The 18,114-nt window shown below is 64.9% G+C and carries 15 protein-coding genes and 1 other RNA gene; 9 read left to right on the forward strand and 7 right to left on the reverse strand.

Annotated features, from left to right (window positions below; translation table 11 throughout):
- Window positions 1-119: 119 nt before the first annotated feature.
- Together dnaK and grpE are read right to left on the reverse strand one after the other, a co-directional pair.
- Complete coding sequence (gene dnaK / locus ACS8YF_RS11435) at window positions 120-2,075, reverse strand: molecular chaperone DnaK (protein WP_440850348.1); 1,956 nt, start codon at window positions 2,073-2,075, stop codon at window positions 120-122.
- Window positions 2,076-2,189: 114 nt separating this feature from the next.
- On the reverse strand, window positions 2,190-2,816 hold the full coding sequence (gene grpE / locus ACS8YF_RS11440) for a nucleotide exchange factor GrpE (protein WP_440850349.1): 627 nt from the start codon (window positions 2,814-2,816) through the stop codon (window positions 2,190-2,192).
- Window positions 2,817-2,977: 161 nt separating this feature from the next.
- On the opposite strand from grpE, the gene ACS8YF_RS11445 reads away from it, so the two are divergent.
- The 3 genes from ACS8YF_RS11445 to ACS8YF_RS11455 all read left to right on the forward strand — a co-directional run bounded on the left by ACS8YF_RS11445 (window position 2,978) and on the right by ACS8YF_RS11455 (window position 6,635).
- Complete coding sequence (locus ACS8YF_RS11445) at window positions 2,978-3,940, forward strand: NAD(+)/NADH kinase (RefSeq protein WP_440850350.1); 963 nt, start codon at window positions 2,978-2,980, stop codon at window positions 3,938-3,940.
- Between the two features lie 67 nt (window positions 3,941-4,007).
- Window positions 4,008-5,690 (forward strand): DNA repair protein RecN, encoded by a 1,683-nt coding sequence (recN, locus tag ACS8YF_RS11450; protein WP_440850351.1) that lies wholly within the window; start codon window positions 4,008-4,010, stop codon window positions 5,688-5,690.
- Between the two features lie 399 nt (window positions 5,691-6,089).
- Window positions 6,090-6,635, forward strand: coding sequence for an outer membrane protein assembly factor BamE (locus ACS8YF_RS11455; RefSeq protein WP_440850352.1), 546 nt, complete (start codon window positions 6,090-6,092; stop codon window positions 6,633-6,635).
- On the opposite strand, the gene ACS8YF_RS11460 is transcribed toward ACS8YF_RS11455, so the two are convergent.
- Complete coding sequence (locus tag ACS8YF_RS11460; RefSeq protein WP_440850353.1) at window positions 6,632-6,940, reverse strand: RnfH family protein; 309 nt, start codon at window positions 6,938-6,940, stop codon at window positions 6,632-6,634. The two genes, ACS8YF_RS11455 and ACS8YF_RS11460, sit on opposite strands and share 4 nt — an antisense overlap.
- Before the next feature lie 20 nt (window positions 6,941-6,960).
- A complete protein-coding gene (locus ACS8YF_RS11465; protein ID WP_440850354.1) occupies window positions 6,961-8,355 on the reverse strand; it encodes a sodium-dependent transporter in 1,395 nt (464 codons plus the stop codon).
- 37 nt (window positions 8,356-8,392) lie between these two features.
- Here ACS8YF_RS11465 and smpB point away from each other — a divergent pair, with 37 nt between their 5' ends.
- Window positions 8,393-8,872 carry an SsrA-binding protein SmpB gene (gene smpB, locus ACS8YF_RS11470; protein ID WP_440850355.1) on the forward strand — a complete coding sequence of 160 codons (480 nt, stop codon included), beginning with the start codon at window positions 8,393-8,395 and terminating at the stop codon, window positions 8,870-8,872.
- A gap of 59 nt (window positions 8,873-8,931) precedes the next feature.
- Window positions 8,932-9,290, forward strand: a transfer-messenger RNA (tmRNA) gene (gene ssrA / locus ACS8YF_RS11475).
- Between the two features lie 125 nt (window positions 9,291-9,415).
- On the opposite strand, the gene ACS8YF_RS11480 is transcribed toward ssrA, so the two are convergent.
- Window positions 9,416-10,246 (reverse strand): sulfite exporter TauE/SafE family protein, encoded by an 831-nt coding sequence (locus tag ACS8YF_RS11480; protein ID WP_440850356.1) that lies wholly within the window; start codon window positions 10,244-10,246, stop codon window positions 9,416-9,418.
- A 167-nt stretch (window positions 10,247-10,413) separates the two neighbouring features.
- On the opposite strand from ACS8YF_RS11480, the gene ACS8YF_RS11485 reads away from it, so the two are divergent.
- Entirely contained in the window at window positions 10,414-12,147 is a 1,734-nt protein-coding gene (locus tag ACS8YF_RS11485; RefSeq protein ID WP_440850357.1) for a potassium/proton antiporter, read from the forward strand.
- A 45-nt stretch (window positions 12,148-12,192) separates the two neighbouring features.
- Here the strand turns inward: ACS8YF_RS11485 and ACS8YF_RS11490 are convergent, their stop codons facing one another.
- Together ACS8YF_RS11490 and ppsR are read right to left on the reverse strand one after the other, a co-directional pair.
- The gene (locus ACS8YF_RS11490) at window positions 12,193-12,666 is read right to left on the reverse strand and encodes a DUF1249 domain-containing protein (RefSeq protein ID WP_440850358.1); all 474 of its coding nucleotides are present in this window, start codon (window positions 12,664-12,666) and stop codon (window positions 12,193-12,195) included.
- Window positions 12,667-12,724: 58 nt separating this feature from the next.
- Window positions 12,725-13,561, reverse strand: a complete 837-nt coding sequence (ppsR, locus tag ACS8YF_RS11495) for a posphoenolpyruvate synthetase regulatory kinase/phosphorylase PpsR (protein WP_440850359.1) — start codon at window positions 13,559-13,561, stop codon at window positions 12,725-12,727.
- A gap of 165 nt (window positions 13,562-13,726) precedes the next feature.
- Between ppsR and ppsA the strand changes: the two genes are divergently transcribed.
- From ppsA to ACS8YF_RS11510, 3 genes are read left to right on the forward strand one after another with little or no spacing between them, the layout of a single operon-like run.
- Window positions 13,727-16,096 carry a phosphoenolpyruvate synthase gene (ppsA, locus tag ACS8YF_RS11500; RefSeq protein WP_440850360.1) on the forward strand — a complete coding sequence of 790 codons (2,370 nt, stop codon included), beginning with the start codon at window positions 13,727-13,729 and terminating at the stop codon, window positions 16,094-16,096.
- A 17-nt stretch (window positions 16,097-16,113) separates the two neighbouring features.
- Entirely contained in the window at window positions 16,114-16,929 is an 816-nt protein-coding gene (locus tag ACS8YF_RS11505) for a sulfurtransferase (protein ID WP_440850361.1), read from the forward strand.
- Window positions 16,926-17,912, forward strand: coding sequence for an MBL fold metallo-hydrolase (locus ACS8YF_RS11510; protein WP_440850362.1), 987 nt, complete (start codon window positions 16,926-16,928; stop codon window positions 17,910-17,912). The genes ACS8YF_RS11505 and ACS8YF_RS11510 overlap by 4 nt, the downstream gene beginning before the upstream one ends.
- Window positions 17,913-18,114: the final 202 nt, after the last annotated feature.

Genomic DNA, 18,114 nt, shown 5'->3' on the forward strand with positions numbered 1-18,114 from the left:
GCGCGGTCGTCCATCGCTTTCGACCTCGCGGATTAATCAGCCATCTTTACCTGCATTGAATGAAAAATGCCGGGGCAGCGACTACCGCTACCCCGGCGCGTGGCGACATCCGCCAGGTCTTACGAGTTCGTGCCCGACTTCTTGTCGTCGTCCTTGACTTCCTCGAAGTCGGCATCCACCACGTCATCCTCGGCATGACCCGACTGGCCCTGATGGCCCTGATGGCCCTCGGCCGCGCCTTCCTGGCCCTGTTCGCCGCCCTGGCTATAGGCCTTTTCCATGATCGGCGCCGAGGCTTCCGACAGCTTCTGGGTCTTGGCCTCGATGTCGTCCTTGTCGTCGCCTTCCAGCGCGGTGCGCAGTTCGGCGACCGCATCGTTGACCGGCTTCTTCTCGTCCTCGGACACCTTGTCCCCGAGATCACGCATGGCCTTTTCGATGCCGTGGATCAGGCCGTCGGCCTGGTTGCGCGCGGTGATCAGTTCGTTGAACTTGGCATCTTCCTCGGCATGCGCCTCGGCATCCTTGACCATCTTCTCGATCTCGTCGTCGGACAGGCCGGACGAGGCGCGAATCTGGATCGACTGCTCCTTGCCAGTCGCCTTGTCCTTGGCCGAGACATTCAGGATGCCGTTGGCGTCGATATCGAAGGTGACTTCGATCTGCGGGGTGCCGCGCGGCGCTGGCGGAATGTCGCTCAGGTCGAAGCGGCCCAGCGACTTGTTCGCGCTGGCCTGCTCGCGCTCACCCTGCAGCACGTGCACGGTCACGGCCGGCTGATTGTCTTCGGCGGTCGAGAAGGTTTCCGACTTGCGGGTCGGAATGGTGGTGTTCTTCTCGATCAGCTTGGTCATCTTGCCGCCGAGCGTCTCGATACCGAGCGACAGCGGGGTCACGTCCAGCAGCAGCACGTCCTTGGTGTCGCCCGACAGGACCGAACCCTGAATGGCGGCACCCACGGCCACCGCTTCGTCCGGGTTGACGTCCTTGCGGGCGTCCTGGCCGAAGAAGCTCTTGACCGCTTCCTGCACCGCCGGCATGCGCGTCTGGCCGCCGACCAGGATCACGTCGTCGATGTCCGACGCCTTCATGCCCGCGTCCTTGAGCGCGGTGCGGCACGGATCGATCGTGCGTGCCACCAGATCCTCGACCAGGGACTCCAGCTTGGCCCGCGTAATCTTCATGTTGAGATGCTTCGGGCCCGACTGGTCGGCCGTCACATACGGCAGGTTGACCTCGGTCTGCTGGGTCGACGACAACTCGATCTTGGCCTTCTCGGCCGCTTCCTTGAGCCGCTGCAGGGCCAGCTTGTCCTTGCGCAGATCAACACCCTGCTCCTTCTGGAACTCGTCGGCGATGTGATCGATGATCTTGTTGTCGAAGTCCTCGCCGCCGAGGAAGGTGTCGCCGTTCGTGGCGTGCACCTCGAACTGGTGTTCGCCGTCGACTTCCGCGACCTCGATGATCGAGATATCGAAGGTACCGCCGCCCAGATCGTAGACCGCGATCTTCTTGTCGCCGCCCTTCTTGTCCAGGCCATAGGCCAGTGCGGCCGCGGTCGGTTCGTTGATGATGCGCTTGACGTCGAGACCGGCAATGCGACCGGCATCCTTGGTTGCCTGGCGCTGACTGTCGTTGAAGTAGGCCGGCACGGTGATCACGGCTTCGGTGACCGTCTCGCCCAGATAATCCTCGGCGGTGGCCTTCATCTTCTGCAGCACCTTGGCCGAGATCTCCGGCGGCGCCATTTTCTTGTCGCCCACCTGGACCCAGGCGTCACCGTTATCGGCCTTGACGATCTGGTACGACACGGACTCGATGTCCTTCTGCGTGGTCGGATCATCGAAGGTACGACCGATCAGACGCTTGATGGCATACAGCGTGTTGGTCGGATTGGTTACCGCCTGGCGCTTGGCCGGACGGCCGACCAGCGTCTCGTTGTCGTCGGTGAAGGCGACGACACTCGGCGTCGTGCGCTCACCTTCGGCGTTTTCGATGACTTTCGGCGTGTCACCTTCCAGCACCGCCACACACGAGTTGGTGGTGCCCAGGTCGATACCGATGATCTTGCCCATGTCTTGGTCCCTCTTGATTCTTCAATTTGCGCTGCGTCGGCAGCGGCTCAAAACGTTGCTTGACAATCGATTTGGGGCGATCCGCGTTGCTTTTCAAGCGGCGCTCGCCGCTTTTTAGCCTTCGCCGGCGGGTTTCGCGACGGTGACCATTGCGGCCCTGAGTACGCGCCCGTTGAGCATGTAGCCCTTCTGCATCACCGAGGCCACCGTATTCGGCGCCAACTCGTCGCTCGGCTGGGTGGAGACGGCCTCGTGATACTCTGGATTGAAGGTCTCGCCTTCCGGATTGATCGGCTCGATGCCGACCTTTTCCATGCTCGAAGCCAGCATGCGATACGTCATATCCATGCCTTCCTTGAGCTTTTCGAAATCCCCCTGGTTCTCCTCGGCCGCCTTCAGGCCGAGTTCCAGGCTGTCACGCACACCGAGCAGCTCCGTGGCGAACTTCTCGATCGCGAATTTCCGGGCGGATTCCACGTCGCGCTGTGCCCGCTTGCGGACATTTTCCAGCTCGGCGGCCGCACGCACGGCCTGGTCGCGGTACTTCTCGGCATCGGCGCGGGCCTGCTCGAGCTCAGCGCTCAGCGCATCGGTTTCGGCCATGCCGTCGGCGCTCGCCTCACCCGTATCCACCTGATCCTCGGGCCCGTCCTGGACCTGCTTGATGTCCGGCTGCGGCCTGTTCGCGGCGGCAGAATCCCGCTCGCCGTGTGGCGTCTGGCGCTCGTCGTGCTGACTCATTACAAATCCCCACTTTCAATATGGCAGGTAATCGATTGGCGTTTCGCCGGACCCATGACGCGGTCGCGGCGCGGACTGAAGCCAAGAATTGGGCTGGCCGTGCGTATTTCAAGACATCGAATAATGTTTCCGGGCGCCCGTCCCGGCGTCGCGTTCAGGTCATGCGCGTTGAAATTGTCATCGAACCTGTGAATGCTTGGGCCCATCACCCGGCCATGGACTCGGCCTCGATGGGCACCCTCTTCTCCACCGTCGGCATCTGCGCGAAACGCGACGATGTCGGCGTAATGCGCACCCTGCACGCACTCACCGCCGATCTTCTCGGTCGCGGCAAGCGCGTATTGATCGACGATTCGCACGACCCCGCGGTCTACGGCGTGGAAGCCTGTTCGCGCGCCGAGCTGGGCGCGGCCAGCGATCTGGTGGTGGTGGTCGGCGGCGACGGTACGCTGCTCGACGCCGGGCGTGCGGTCGCCGCGCACGGCGTACCGCTGCTGGGCATCAATCTCGGCCGCCTGGGCTTCATGGTCGATGTATTGCCGGACGACATGAAATCGACGTTCGACGACGTGTTCGCCGGTTGCTACATCGCCGAGGCACGCCTGATGATCAGCGCGCGGCTCAAGCCGGCCGGCCGGGAGATCGAGGCCGACGGCATGCCCGCCATCAACGAGTGCGTGGTGCGCAACCAGGCGTTCGCCCGGGTACTGGATTTCGATACCTACATGAACGGCGATTTCATCAGCCACCACCGCGCCGACGGCATGGTCATCGCCACCCCTACCGGCTCCACGGCCTACGCGCTGTCCGGTGGCGGCCCGGTGCTGCATCCCGGCCTGAATGCGCTCGCCCTCGTGCCGATCTGTCCGCATACCCTGTCCGACCGGCCACTCATCGTGGATGCCGATCACGAAATCGAGATCCACATCGCGCAGACGATCGAGGGCGGCGCGCTGTATACCAGCGACGGCCAACTGAGCCGGGGCCTGGCCGCGGGCGACAGCGTGGTCGTCGCCCGTGCACCGTACGACCTGAACCTGATTCACCCGCCCGGTTACGACTACTTCAACATTCTGCGCAACAAGCTCCACTGGGGACGAGGACAACAGGCGCATCGGGTCTGATACAGTAGAACTGTATTTTCATACAGTCATATCGTGCCGTATCACGGCGCCGAATCGGAACACAGCGATGCTGGCAGAAATAACCATCCGGAACTTCGCCATCATCGACCGCCTGGCGGTCGAATTCGGATCGGGCATGACGGTGCTCTCGGGCGAGACCGGCGCCGGCAAATCGATCCTGATCGATGCACTCAGTCTTATTCTGGGTAATCGCGCGGATGGCGCCGCCGTGCGCGAAGGCGCCGACCGAACCGATATCAGCGCACGCTTCAGCCTGGCCGACGCACCCGCCGCGGCGGTCTGGCTCGCCGACCACGAACTGGATGCCGATGATGAGTGCGTGATCCGCCGCGTGGTCGCCCGCGAGGGCCGCAGCCGCGGCTGGATCAACGGCACGCCCGTGCCGGTACGCGAGCTCAAATCGCTTGGCGAATGCCTGGTCGACATTCATGGCCAGCACGCGCATCAATCACTGCTCAAGCGCGATGCACAGCGCGACCTCCTGGACGAATACGGCGAACATGCCGAGGCACTGCGCGCGGCGGCCGAGGCCGCCGGACAGCTGCGCGCAACGCGGGCGGCGATCGAACGCATCGAGCAACGCGACGGCCGCGGCGAATCGCGCATCGATCTGTTGCGTTATCAAGTCGACGAACTCGACGCCCTGGGGCTCGAAGCCGGCGAGATCGAAGCACTGGAAGCCGAACACAAGCGGCTGGCCAGCGCCGAACGCCTGATCGGTGACGGCCAGCGGGCACTCGCCCTGCTCTACGAGGCCGAAGACGGGGCCGCCACCGAACGCCTGGGCGCGACGGAACGACTTCTGTGCGAGCTTGGCGATATCGACGCCGGATTCCGGCCCATCGCCGAACTGGTCGGCAATGCGCTGATCCAGGCCCAGGAGGCGGCCGACAGCCTGCGCCGTCATGTCGAGGCCCTGGATATCGACCCGCAGCGCTTCACCGAAGTCGAGAACCGGCTCGGCACGCTGCGCGACATCGCGCGCAAGCATCATGTCGCGCCGGAAGAACTGCCCACGCTGACCGAACGCCTGCGCCGCGAACTGGCCGAACTGGAAGGGGCCGACGAAAAGCGGGCCCAGCTCAAGGCGGCGGAACAGAAACAGCTCGAAGCCTACACGGCCGCCGCACGGACCCTGAGCCAGGCGCGGTTGCGCGCCGCCGAACCGCTGGGCCGCGCCATCACGGGCATCATTCGTTCCCTGGGCATGCCCGAAGGCGAATTCAGCGTTCGCGTGCGCCCCGGGGCCAGCGAACGCGTCTCGACCCGCGGGACCGACCACATCGAATTCCTGATCGCGGCCAATCCCGGCCAGAGCGCCCGCCCACTCGACCGGGTCGCCTCCGGCGGCGAACTGTCCCGCATCAGCCTCGCGATTGAAGTGATCGCCGCCGCGCGCACACGCGTGCCGACCCTGGTGTTCGACGAGGTCGATACCGGCATCGGGGGCGGCGTGGCCGAGATCGTCGGCCGGCAACTGCGCGCGCTCGGCGCCAGCGGCCAGGCGCTGTGCGTGACACACCTGCCCCAGGTGGCGGCGCAGGCCCAGCACCACCTGCATGTCGCCAAGCAGGTAAAGAACCGGCAGACGAGCACGCGCATCACCGCGCTGGATGACGACGATCGCATCGAGGAACTGGCGCGCATGCTGGGCGGCGTCGAATTGACCGAACAGACGCGCGCGCATGCGGCCGACATGATTGCCCGGGCCGGCACGGCACCCGACTGAGCGCCCGGACGGAGCAAGACGCACGATCGATCGATCCCCAAATCGACTCAGGCGCGAATGCAATCGTTTGGCAGGCGAAAAAGCCGTGCCGTATGATGCGGTTCGCGACATGGGGGCACAACCTCTGATCAGATCTGACGCGGCCGCGCGGCGGAAACCGCCCGCGGCAGGCAAGGAAGAAGGAGAGCGGTTTGCTGAGCGCCAATAAAAGACGGATAACGCCGCCCGGGCGCGCGCGAAGCTCCGGCCCGGCGCGGGCTGCCGCCCTGCCGCGTTATTCGGCTCGGCCGCCCGTTCGCCCGGGCGTTTCGCCGCCCGGTCTGCGGGCCGGCAACGCACCGAGTCCAATTTGCGATGGCAAGCGCGAGCCGCGGCCGATTTAATCAAGGGTTCCTTTCTATGAAACTAATCGCTGCGCTGGTGCTCCTGCTCGCGCTTTCCGCCTGCAGTCTCCCGGTGTTCTTTCGTGTCCCGATCGTCCAGGGCAACATCGTGACGGCCAAGCAAGTGGCCCAGCTCAAGAAAGGCATGACCAAGAAGCAGGTCGCCTACGTGCTCGGCACGCCGCTGATCAAATCCCCGTTCCAGTCCGATCGTTGGGACTATGTCTTCTACTACCGCAATCCGAACGCGCACGTGCGCCAGTCGAAGCTCGACCTGTACTTCGTCAACGGCAAGCTGTCGGATATCGAGGGCGACGAGGAATACACGGCCCAGGCGTTCAAGGGCGGCCAACAGTCCGGCAGCACAAGCGGGCCGGCCACGCCGCTCGGCATGACGAGTGCACCTGGCAGCCAGAGCACGCCGGCACCGGGTGCCCAGCCGAACCCGGGCGCCGGCAACAACCCGTCCGGCGCGAATCCGGCCGTAACGACCCAAGACCAGCCGACCGCGCAGAATCCGCTACCGCACAAGGGCCCGGCCCTCCCCGGAAAGCCGAACTAGCGGTCGCGGCTTCCCGTCGTCGGCGTTGCGCCATCCGTTCCGGCGCGGCGCCGGCGTCGCTCGCGCGGATCGGCCGTCAGCGGCCGATACAGCTCCAGACGCTGCCCGTCCGCGATCACTTGTTCCCCCCCGATTTTGCGACCGTACACGCCGCAAGCCGAGGGTGGCTGCCCGGTTTCGGCCCGACAGACCGCGTCCAGCCCGGAGGCATTCGCGACCTGCGCTGCCGTCGCGTGCGCCTGGATCCACACGGATTCGCGCCAGCATCGCCCCGGCAATGCAAACACCACATCGATCTGCTTCATTGCGTCCCGGCTCATTCGGATCAGGGAGTCCAGATGGATTCGACCAGGCGCAGGGCGCCCAGCGCATAAGCCACGACCGCGATCAGCGCGATGCGCGCCGGGTAGCGCAGCAGGCCATGCCAGATCGCGAACGTGACCGCGTCCTGTCCCGTCGCCTCGCCCTGTGGCCGCCACGCCTGAACCAGGCGACGCCGCGCGAGCACGCGGCCAACCAGTACACAGAGCATGAGCCCGGTGATCGGAATCAGCCAGCGCGCGCTGACCAGACTGAAACAATCGAACAGGTTGTAACCGAACACACGCCAACCCGATAGCACGCCGAACGCATTCTGCGCGGCCAACCCGAGCGCGGCGACTACCACCCCCGTGTACACCGACGCCTGCACCCGCGGCACCCGCGCCCGATGGGAAACCGCCTGCACCAGCAACTCGAACAGACCGATACCGGTGGTCATGCTGATCATGGCCAGCAAAACGAACAGCAGCACCATGGTCCAGGCGGGCTGCACGCTGGCCGGCAACACCTCGAATATACGCTGTACCCCGGCCGAGAATTGATCGCCGATACCGGGCACCAGGCTCGCGAGCACCACCGCGAACGCAAGTGCCACGATCTGGCTGGCGATGATCACCATCGCCGACAAGCGCACCGCCGGCGCCCGGGCCGGCAGATGCGAGGCCAGCGCCACAATTACCCCCGTGCCCAGACTCAACGAAAAGAATGCCTGGTACAACGCCTCAAGAACGCCCCGCACACCGAGCGCACCGGGATTGAAATTGAACAGATGCCCGGCCGCCCCACGCGCCGGCCCGTGCCAGATCACGACGATGAGCAACAGGCTGAGCAAACCGAGCATGCATGCCGCGAGCGTGCGCATGACCGGCTCCGTGCCGCGTGGCAGGCCGCGCGCCGTGGTGGCCACCAGCAGGAGAACGAACAGCAACAGCCAGCCCAGACCGCGCTCGCCATCGCGCGCGAACGCCACGAACCGGCTCGCCGCCTGGCTCATCGTGCCGCCGCCCAGGCCGCCGAACACGGCGCGCATGCTGTAGGCCAGCGACCAGCCTGCGATCACCGCATAGGCGGCCAGCAGCAGCAGGGCGCCCAATAGCGTGGCGTATGCGCCGACCGTCCACAGTCGCGAATGCGGCGTACCACGCGTCCATAGCGCCACCACGCCAGGCACGTCGGTGTGGGCGCCCCGCGCCATCAGCACCTGCGCGCTGAACACCGGCATGCCCATCAGGACCAGCGCCAGCAGGTACACCAGCAGGAACGCCGAACCGCCATAGGCCGACAACAGATAAGGCAGGCGCCAGAAATCGCCGAGGCTCACGATCGCCGCCGTGCAGACGATCACGAATCGCGCGGAAGAGGACCAGAGCTGCGGTAGCGGACGATAAGTAAGCGCCATGGCCCGCAAAGCTTGCCTCGGCGGCTATAATAAGTCCATGAGCAAGAGCAAGGACAAGAAACAGCCATCGAGCACGATCGCGCTCAACCGACGCGCGCGTCACGATTTTTTCATCGAAGACCGCCTGGAGGCCGGGCTGGTTCTCGAAGGCTGGGAAGTCAAATCACTGCGCGCGGGCAAGGGCCGGATCGCGGAAGCCTACGTCCTGATCAAGGACCGGGAGGCGTTCCTGTTGGGCAGCCATATACAGCCACTGGAATCGGCCTCGACCCACGTGGTCGCGGACGCCACCCGAACACGCAAACTGCTGCTGCATGAGCGTGAGCTGGCGACCTTGGTGGGCGCGACCGAACAGAAAGGTTATACCGTCGTCCCACTCGCGATGTACTGGCGCCGTGGCAAGGCGAAACTGGAGATCGCGCTGGCCAAGGGCAAGGCCAAGTACGACAAACGCCAGACCAAGAAAACCCAGGACTGGCAGCGGCGCAAGGCCCAGATCATGCGCACTGACGGCTGATCTTGAAAATCAAAGCCACAGCCTCATGTTGAAGGCTGTTACAATAAGGACGCTTTTTCGGGGGCGACATGGCTTCGACGCGGATGTCAAAACCCGAGGTGCATGCCGAGGTTGCAATCTTCCTCGTTAATCCGGTTGCAACATTAGCTAGTTGCGAACGACGACAACTACGCTCTAGCGGCTTAAAGCCCGCTGGTGCCCGCCCGGCAAGTGTCTGTGCTTCCGGCCCCGGGTATCGACTCTCACAGACTCGCGGCAAGGCCCCGCTTCGGGCCAACCCGTTAAGAGTAAACGAAGATACGCGTGAGTTGTCCCTTTTCGTCGGGTAGCTCATGCCGACAATCAAAGACGAAATAAGCATGTAGACCCGAGGGTTGAGAATCCGCGGACGCGGGTTCGATTCCCGCCGCCTCCACCAATAGATGGAGCACGAAAATACGCCGACAGCGTATCCGTGACTCGACCAGGCCAAGCCTGCCGCGGTTCACCACCGTGGCAGGCTTTTTTTTCGCCCGTAGCCGGCGTGGCCCGGGCGGCTGGCGCCTACGACAACATGCCGAGTCGCTCCAGCAGCATCATGACAGCGATTGCGATCATGCCCAGGGCGAACACGAACTGCAGCGTTCGGCCGGCCAGGTATTGCGCCAGCGTTCGGCCGGCCCCCATGCCCATGATGCCGCCCAGTATGAACAGGCCGGTCAGCACGGGCTGGATATGGCGCCCGGCCACGACCGCGGAGATCACACCCGACAGGCCCACAAGCGCAATCACGAGCAGCGACGTCGAGACCGCGCGGTGGATGCCCATTTCGGTGACGAGCATCAGCGCCGGGACGATCAGAAACCCGCCGCCGACGCCGAAAAAGCCCGACAACACTCCCACCAGAACGCCGGACGCCAGCAGCGCGACGCTACAGCGTGCCGTGAGCCGGAGCCGGCCATCGGCGCTGTAGCGGCAGACCGTCGCCGCGTCCGTGGCGGCATCGTGCGCGACCCGCGCCCGAATCACGCGTGCCTGTTCCGGCGCACGATAGGCGTTGAAGATCATGCGCCCCGCCACGACGAGCATGAGGCCAGCGAACGCGACGACCGTCACGCCGGCGGGTACCCGATTGCCGAGCCATACGCCCACCGGCGCGAAAACCACGCCGGCGGCGGCGAAGATCCCCGCGGCGCGCAGTTCGAGCACGCGCCGAAGACCGCCTTCGATGGCACCGAACGCGGCGGTGACCGCTACGGCGATCAGCGATATGGCGACCGCATCGCGAGGCGCCACATCCAGGCCATAGATCAGCAGTGGCACCGCGAATATCGACCCGCCGCCGCCCGTCAGGCCCAGGGCCAGTCCGACCAGTACGCCGCATAAAATCGTCATCACGGCCTCATATTCTATTTGGTTCTTTGCTTATTCTAATACGAGCCTGGCAACCGTGCAGCCCGGCCACGTTCGGCCCCGGCCGCGACCGGGATCAGTCTGCGCAAACGCGGGATCGGTTAGGGTTTAGCGACAATGCGTCGCTGCTAACGCCCCCTTGTTGCCGCATGAGCGATATCAACATCATTCTGTTTTGCCTCGGGCTGATTCTTTTCCTTAGCGTGCTCGCGAGTTCGCTGGCCCGGTTCGGCCCGCCCCTGCTGTTGATTTTTCTGATCTGCGGCATGCTCGCGGGCAGCGAAGGGATCGGGCATATCCAGTTCGACAGCGTCCCGCTGGCTTTCTTTATCGCCAATCTCGCGCTGGCAGTCATTCTGCTCGATGGCGGGCTGCGCACTTCGCTGGAAACCTTCCGCGTCGCCCTGCGCCCGGCGCTGTCGCTCGCCACGATCGGGGTCCTGGTTTCCGCATCGCTGGCCGGGGCGTTCATTGCGCTCGTGCTCCACGTCGACTGGCGCTACGGGCTGCTACTGGGCTCGATCGTGGCCAGCACGGACGCGGCCGCGGTCTTCTCGCAGCTGCGCAGCAGCGGCGTCACCCTCAACCAGCGGGTCAGCGCCACGCTCGAGATCGAGTCCGGCACCAACGACCCCATGGCCATCTTCCTGGTCACCTACCTGATGAGCGCCATCAGCCAGAGCAAGGGGTTCGATATCGCCAGCGTCGGCGTGGAGCTGGTCCGACAATTCGGGATCGGCGCGATCGGCGGCGTCGCACTCGGTTATGCGTTGTCGTGGCTGGCTTCGCGATTGCCCCTCGTCGAGGGGCTGTATGCCCTGCTCATCGCCTCGGGGGGTGTAATGGCCTTTACCGCCATTAATCAGCTGGGCGGCAGCGGCTTTCTCGGCATCTATCTGGTCGGCGTGGTGGTCGGCAACCGGCGCAACGAGGCCACCGAGCATGTCTTCCGGGTCATGGACGGCCTGGCCTGGCTGGCGCAGGCAGGCATGTTTCTGGTGCTCGGCCTGCTGGTAAACCCGAGCCAGCTCTGGGCCGATGCAGCGCCGGCATTCCTGATCGCCCTGTTCCTGATTTTCGTCGCCCGCCCGGCCGCCGTATGGTTGAGTCTGCTGCCGTTTCATTTCCCCATCCGCGAACAGGGGTTCATTGCCTGGGTCGGGTTGCGCGGTGCGGTCCCGATCGTGCTGTCGCTGTTTCCGCTGATGATCAATCTCGAGGGCGGACAGTTCCTGTTCGACCTGACCTTTGCCGTGGTCCTCGTGTCGCTGCTGATCCAAGGCACCTCGCTCGGCGCCATGGCTCGCTGGCTCAAGCTGCAGGTCCCCGAAGCGCCGCTGCCGGCCGAAACCTTCGACCTGGACGGCGAGCGTGACGATCAGTTCCAGATCATGGCGTTCCGAATCGAGGCGGATTCGATTCTGGCCAACACCGCGGGCGAGGCGTTGACGCGCTATGACCACCTGCGCGTAATCGCGGTCACGCGCGGTTCGCGATTACGTTTTCCGCGCCGCGGTTTCGTCTACGCGGTGGGCGATAAACTCTATCTGCTGGCCGCCCGGAGCCATTGCAGCGAACTCGGGCGCCTGTTCCGCGGCGATACGGGCCACGGTGGCCTTGTCCCGGGGCGGTTCTTCGGCCCCTTCACGCTGGCGGGCCGCGCATCGAGCGGCGAGCTTGCGGATGTCTACGGCATCCCGCTTTCGGAAGACGAGCGCCGAACCGATGTGGCCCATCTCATGCGCAAGCGCCTGCGCCGCCGCCCGGTGGCGGGCGACATCGTGGAACTGGGGCCCCTGCGCCTGATCGTGCGGCGCCTGGATGCCGGGACCATCGATCGGGTCGGGCTACAGCTGGCGCCGGATCCATCCGTTGAGCGATAGGGTCTCGCCCCGATCGTGCCAGGGCTGGGCCGCACCCCGCCGGTGCTAAGGCGCCATACGGGGACGATTGGCGCCGCCAAAGCTATGGCCCTGGGCCAGACAATAGGCCAGCCACTTGTTCAGCAGCAGGTTGCGCGGCCACTGGCTGTCGAGTACCGCGTCGTCGATGTCGGGCACACCTGCCAGCGAGGCATAGCGCGACCGCGCATCGCAGTAGATGGCCTCGGCCAGCTGGGCGTCGCGATACAGGCGCAGCGTGAGATCCGGGTCGGCGCGCGCCGTGTCGCCATCACCAAACCAGTAGGTCAGGTGAACCGTTGTCGTGTAGCGGCAACGCTCGATGACACGCAGATGCAGCGTCGCGTCCTCGCCCAGGGAGGTGGCGTGCTCGAACGGCAGATCGAGCTCCGGAGCAAGCCGCTCGAAACGCCGGTAATTGCTCTCGTAAAGCCCCATGAGGCCGGTGAAGCTCCGCGGGGTGGCCGCCGCGAGCCAGTGGTTGCGCTTTACTTTAACCATTGCGCGACTATAAGGCAGACCACGGCCATTTCAACTGACGAATTACGACACCCGGGCATCAGAACGACCGTCGCCGCAGGTGTTTGTCTTCCATGATGAGCGTCGCGATCTCCTCGATCGACTTGTTGGTGGTGTCGGCATAGGGAATGCCGTGGCGCTTGTACAGCTGCTCGGCCTGACGCAATTCGTAACTGACCTGGCCGACATCCGCATACCGACTGCCGCGTCGGCGCGCGCTGCGGATCTGGTGCAGACGATCCGCCGAGATGCACAGGCCGTAGAGTTTGTCCTTGTGCGGCGCCAGCGCTGACGGCAATCGACGCCCTTCAAAGTCTTCCTCGGCGAGGGGGTAGTTGGCCGCGTAGATGCCGTGCTGCATGGCAAGGTAGATACACACCGGCGTCTTGCCACAGCGCGATGGCGCGACCAGGATTACGTGGGCGTCGTCGTAACCCTGCTCGCCGACACCGTCGTCGTGCGTCAGGGCGTAGTTCATGGCCTCGATGCGCGATTCGTAGACATCCTTGTCGGCGATGCCGTGCGCACGCCCTTCCAGATGACTCGACTTCGTCTCCAGTTCCGCCTCGAGCGGCGGCAGGAAGCTGTCGAACAGGTCCATGAACAACACGTCGCCGCTGCGCAGTATGTGACGAACGCTGTCCGACACGGTAGTCGAGAACACGATGGGCTTGAGGCCGGTCGTGCGTCCCATGTGCTCGATGTATTCGAGTGCGGTACGCGCTTTTTCATCGGAGTTGATGAACGGCAGCGTCGACTGCTTGAACTGACTCTCGTCGAACTGCGTCAACAGCGTGGCGCCAAGCGTCTCGGCCGTAATGCCGGTTCGATCGGACAAAAAGAAAATGGAACGCAGTGGGGCATCGGTCGTACTCATGCTGTCATCGTGCCCGACCATCCCCGCGACCACCAGAGGCATTCATCGGCCCGCACCGCAGCCACCCCGCCCGGCACGGTGCCCGCCGGTTCATCCTGCGTGTAGAATGCGGCAGCCGAGATTTTTACATCGTGTCTGTGGATTTCACTTCGGAGGAGAGCGAGCGTGGATAACTCGTATGTAGCCTGGTTCAGCCAGCTGGGAATGAACGACGTCGCGTCTGTGGGCGGCAAGAACGCCTCCCTGGGCGAGATGATCAGCCATCTGGCGGATGCCGGCGTCTCGGTGCCGGACGGCTTCGCCACCACGGCCTCGGCCTATCGCGAATTCCTGGCCCACGATGGTCTGGCCGACCGCATCAACCAGGCGCTCGACACGCTGGACGTGGACGACGTCGATGCGCTGGTCGAGACCGGCTCGAAGATCCGCCAGTGGGTGCTCGACCACCCCTTCCCGCCCGCGCTCGAAGCCGCCATCCGTGATGCGTTCGCCACGCTCGCCGAGGGCCAGGATGACATGGCGGTCGCGGTGCGCAGTTCGGCCACCGCCGAGGACCTGCCGGATGCGTCCTTCGCCGGCCAGCAGGAAACCTTTCTCAATGTGCGCGGGCTCGACAACATCATGCTCGCGATCAAGGACGTATTCGCGTCGCTGTTCAACGACCGCGCCATCTCCTATCGCGTGCACAAGGGCTTCGAGCACAGCCAGGTGGCACTGTCGGCCGGCATCCAGCGCATGGTGCGCTCGGACACCGGCGCCTCGGGCGTGATGTTCACCATCGACACCGAGTCCGGTTTCGACAAGGTGGTGTTCATCACCAGTTCCTGGGGCCTGGGCGAAGCCGTGGTCCAGGGCGCGGTCAACCCGGACGAATACTATGTCTACAAGGACAACATCACCGCCGGCCGGCCGGCGATCCTGCGCCGCGTAAAGGGCGGCAAGGCGGTCAAGATGGTCTATACGGCTGACCGCACGCACGGCAAGACCACCGAGTTCGTCGACGTCGACACCGCCGACCAGCGCCGCTTCTCGCTGTCGGATGAGGACGCCGAAGCGCTCGCCACGCAGGCCATGACGATCGAGCAACACTACGGCCGGCCGATGGACATCGAATGGGGCAAGGACGGCGAGACCGGCAAGCTCTATATCCTGCAGGCGCGCCCGGAAACCGTGAAGAGCAATGCCGCGACGCTGGAGCGCTACAGCCTCGATGCCGCCGGCCACGAGGTGCTGGTCACCGGCCGCTCGATCGGACAGCGCGTGGGTGCCGGGCGGGTGCGCAATGTCGCCTCCATCAAGGAAATGAACAAGGTCGAGAACGGCGACATCCTGGTCACCGACATGACCGACCCCGACTGGGAGCCGGTAATGAAGCGCGCCGCGGCGATCGTCACCAACCGCGGCGGACGCACCTGTCACGCCGCGATCATCGCGCGTGAGCTGGGCATTCCCGCCGTGGTCGGCACCGGGCACGCCACCAAAAAACTCGCCGACGGCATCGACGTGACGGTCTCCTGTGCCGAAGGCGATACCGGCTATGTCTACCAAGGCGCCATCGACTTCAACGTCGACGAAGTCTCGCTCGACCGGATGCCCGAGATCGGCACCAAGATCATGATGAACGTCGGCAATCCGGAGCGGGCATTCGATTTCGCCTCGATCCCGAACGAAGGCGTGGGTCTCGCACGGCTCGAATTCATCATCAACCGTCAGATCGGCATCCATCCGCGTGCGCTGCTCGAGTACGATCAGCAGCCCGATGAACTCAAGGCGACCATCGACGCCCATATCGCCGGTTATAAAGACCCGGTCAACTTCTACATCGATCGTCTGGTCGAAGGTATTTCGACCATCGCGGCGGCCTTCCATCCCAAGCCGGTGATCGTGCGCCTGTCGGACTTCAAGTCCAACGAATACGCCAACCTCATCGGCGGCGACGCCTACGAGCCCGAGGAAGAAAACCCGATGATCGGCTGGCGCGGCGCATCGCGCTATCTGGCCGAGGACTTCAAGCCCTGCTTCGAGCTGGAGCTGGAAGCCATGAAACGGGTGCGCGGCGACATGGGGCTGACCAACGTCCAGATGATGATCCCGTTCGTGCGTACACTGGGCGAGGCCAAGGGCGTGTCCGAGCTGCTCGAATCACACGGCTTCAAGCGCGGCGAGAACGGTCTCAAGATCATCATGATGTGTGAGTTGCCGTCCAACGCCGTCTTGGCCGACGAGTTCCTGGAATACTTCGACGGCTTTTCGATCGGCTCGAACGACATGACCCAGCTCTCGCTCGGCCTGGATCGCGACTCGGGCCTGATCTCGCATCTGTTCGACGAGCGCGACCCGGCGGTCAAGATCATGCTGGAAAAAGCGATCACCGCCTGCAAACGCAATAACAAATACGTCGGCATCTGCGGCCAGGGCCCATCGGACTACCCTGACCTGGCGCGCTGGCTGCTCGACCAGGGGATTGAAAGCATGTCGCTCAATCCCGATACCGTGGTCTCGACCTGGCTGTTCCTGGCCGGGGAAAACGTCTAACCGGAGAACGGAGCATCATGGCCGCCAAGCTGGACCTGTTCGTCAAACCCGCGGCGCTGCACGCGGCGATGGACGACGCCGACGTGCAGATTGTTGCCGTCGATACGCCCGAGGATTTCGCCCGCGCGCATATCCCGGGCGCCCGGTTGATCGCGATGGCCGATATCATGGCCCGTGACGGGGACACCGGCGGCCTGATTCCCGACGACCACACGCTGGGGCGAACGCTGTCGGCGGCCGGTCTGCGTCACGACGCGCATATCGTGGCCTACGACCGCGCCGGCGACGGCCAGGCCGCGCGTCTGCTCTACACGCTCGACGTGGCCGGCCACGACGCATTCAGCCTTCTGGACGGCGGCCTGGCCGCCTGGCAGGCGGCCTCGTTTGCGCTCGAGTCCGGCGCGCCTGCGGCCGGGGCCGGCGACTTCCGTATTGCACGCCGCACGCAGGCCATCGCCGACAGGGCGTGGATCCGTCAGCATCTCGATGCCGCCGACGTGCGTTTTCTCGATGTCCGCAGCGAAGCCGAGTTTGTCGGTGACGACGTCCGCAGCGCCCGCGGCGGCCACATCCCCGGCGCGGTGAATCTCGACTGGAACCGGCTGAAGAACGAGCACGGGCAACTACGGGATCTGGCCGAGGTCCGTCGTATGCTTGCCGATCGCGATATCGACGCATCGAACGAGGTGACCACCTACTGCCAGACCCACGTGCGTTCGTCGTACGCCTATCTGGTGCTCAAGGCCCTCGGCTACACGCGCGTGCGCGGCTATCCGGGCGCGTGGTCGGACTGGGGCAACGCAATGGACACGCCGGTGGACAGCGGCTCTTGAGTGCATCGTTCGGACCGCCCCGCCCGGGCGCGAACTTCGACGGGCGACGCTTCTCCAACCCCTGGCACGATCACGGCCAGACCAGTCGCTTCGGCCTGTGGCGCTGGCTGTTGCGGCCACGCGGCCCCGGCTGGCCGCCGGCCGCGCCCGATGCGGCGAACAAAGACAATCCGAACATACCGCCGCGGCGCTCACATGCGCCGCGTGTGACCTGGATCGGGCATGCCTGCGTGCTCATCCAGATCGATGGCCTGAACCTGATCACCGATCCGGTGTATGCCGCGCGCGTCGGCCCGCTACCGGGTATCGGCGTGCGTCGCCATACGCCGCCGGCCATCGACTGGCAGCATCTGCCGCCGATCGATCTGGTGCTGATCAGCCATGCCCATTACGACCACCTGGACCGCGCCACCATCGCCGCCCTGGTTCGTCGGGATGATCCGGTTTTCGTCGCCGGCCTCGGCCTCGATGCATGGTTCGCCCGCCGGGGCAGCCGCCGGATCGTGACGCTGGATTGGTGGCACAGCGCGCGACCGACCGCCGAGGCTCTGTCGATCACCGCGGTACCGGCACAGCACTGGTCGCGCCGGGGGCTGTTCGACCGCAACCGCAGCCTGTGGGCGGGCTTCTGGATCGAGACCCCGGAACGACGCCTGTATTTCGCGGGCGATACCGGATACGGTCCGCATTTCCGCTGGATCCGCGAGCGTCTGGGCATACCCGATCTGGCCTTGTTGCCGATCGGCGCCTATGAGCCGCGCGATTTGATGCGCCGCCAGCACATGAATCCCGACGATGCCGTGCAAGCCCATCGCGACCTCGCGGCCCGACGCTCCATGGGTATTCATTTTGCGACGTTCAAGCTCACCGACGAAGGCCGTGAGCAACCGGCTCACGACCTGGCGGCGGCGCGGCAGCGCCACGGCGTCGACGACGATGCCTTCGTCGCGCCGCAATTCGGCCAGGTGTTCGAACTCGGCTGAGCGCCGGTTCCGCTGGGGCGACGCGCGACCCCGCCGGCCGCGCGTCACGAAACGCCGGCGCCACGAGCGCCGCCCCATGGCACCGCTCGCCGCTATGCAAGTATCTTGTTGATGATGTCGCCCACGCAGCGGCCGGAATGAGCCGGGGCATTTGTCCGCCAATGCACGCAAATCAGCGCCAACCACCCGCAGCATCAAGGCG

The organism is Salinisphaera sp. SWV1, from assembly GCF_052044155.1.
GTDB lineage: Bacteria > Pseudomonadota > Gammaproteobacteria > Nevskiales > Salinisphaeraceae > Salinisphaera.

Bases quoted from the DNA above. Each gene is read 5' to 3' on its own strand.
- dnaK (WP_440850348.1), bottom strand. From the start codon at position 2,075: ATGGGCAAGATCATCGGTATCGACCTGGGCACCACCAACTCGTGTGTG.
- grpE (WP_440850349.1), bottom strand. From the start codon at position 2,816: ATGAGTCAGCACGACGAGCGCCAGACGCCACACGGCGAGCGGGATTCT.
- ACS8YF_RS11445 (WP_440850350.1), top strand. From the start codon at position 2,978: ATGCGCGTTGAAATTGTCATCGAACCTGTGAATGCTTGGGCCCATCAC.
- recN (WP_440850351.1), top strand. From the start codon at position 4,008: ATGCTGGCAGAAATAACCATCCGGAACTTCGCCATCATCGACCGCCTG.
- ACS8YF_RS11455 (WP_440850352.1), top strand. From the start codon at position 6,090: ATGAAACTAATCGCTGCGCTGGTGCTCCTGCTCGCGCTTTCCGCCTGC.
- ACS8YF_RS11460 (WP_440850353.1), bottom strand. From the start codon at position 6,940: ATGAAGCAGATCGATGTGGTGTTTGCATTGCCGGGGCGATGCTGGCGC.
- ACS8YF_RS11465 (WP_440850354.1), bottom strand. From the start codon at position 8,355: ATGGCGCTTACTTATCGTCCGCTACCGCAGCTCTGGTCCTCTTCCGCG.
- smpB (WP_440850355.1), top strand. From the start codon at position 8,393: ATGAGCAAGAGCAAGGACAAGAAACAGCCATCGAGCACGATCGCGCTC.
- ACS8YF_RS11480 (WP_440850356.1), bottom strand. From the start codon at position 10,246: ATGACGATTTTATGCGGCGTACTGGTCGGACTGGCCCTGGGCCTGACG.
- ACS8YF_RS11485 (WP_440850357.1), top strand. From the start codon at position 10,414: ATGAGCGATATCAACATCATTCTGTTTTGCCTCGGGCTGATTCTTTTC.
- ACS8YF_RS11490 (WP_440850358.1), bottom strand. From the start codon at position 12,666: ATGGTTAAAGTAAAGCGCAACCACTGGCTCGCGGCGGCCACCCCGCGG.
- ppsR (WP_440850359.1), bottom strand. From the start codon at position 13,561: ATGAGTACGACCGATGCCCCACTGCGTTCCATTTTCTTTTTGTCCGAT.
- ACS8YF_RS11505 (WP_440850361.1), top strand. From the start codon at position 16,114: ATGGCCGCCAAGCTGGACCTGTTCGTCAAACCCGCGGCGCTGCACGCG.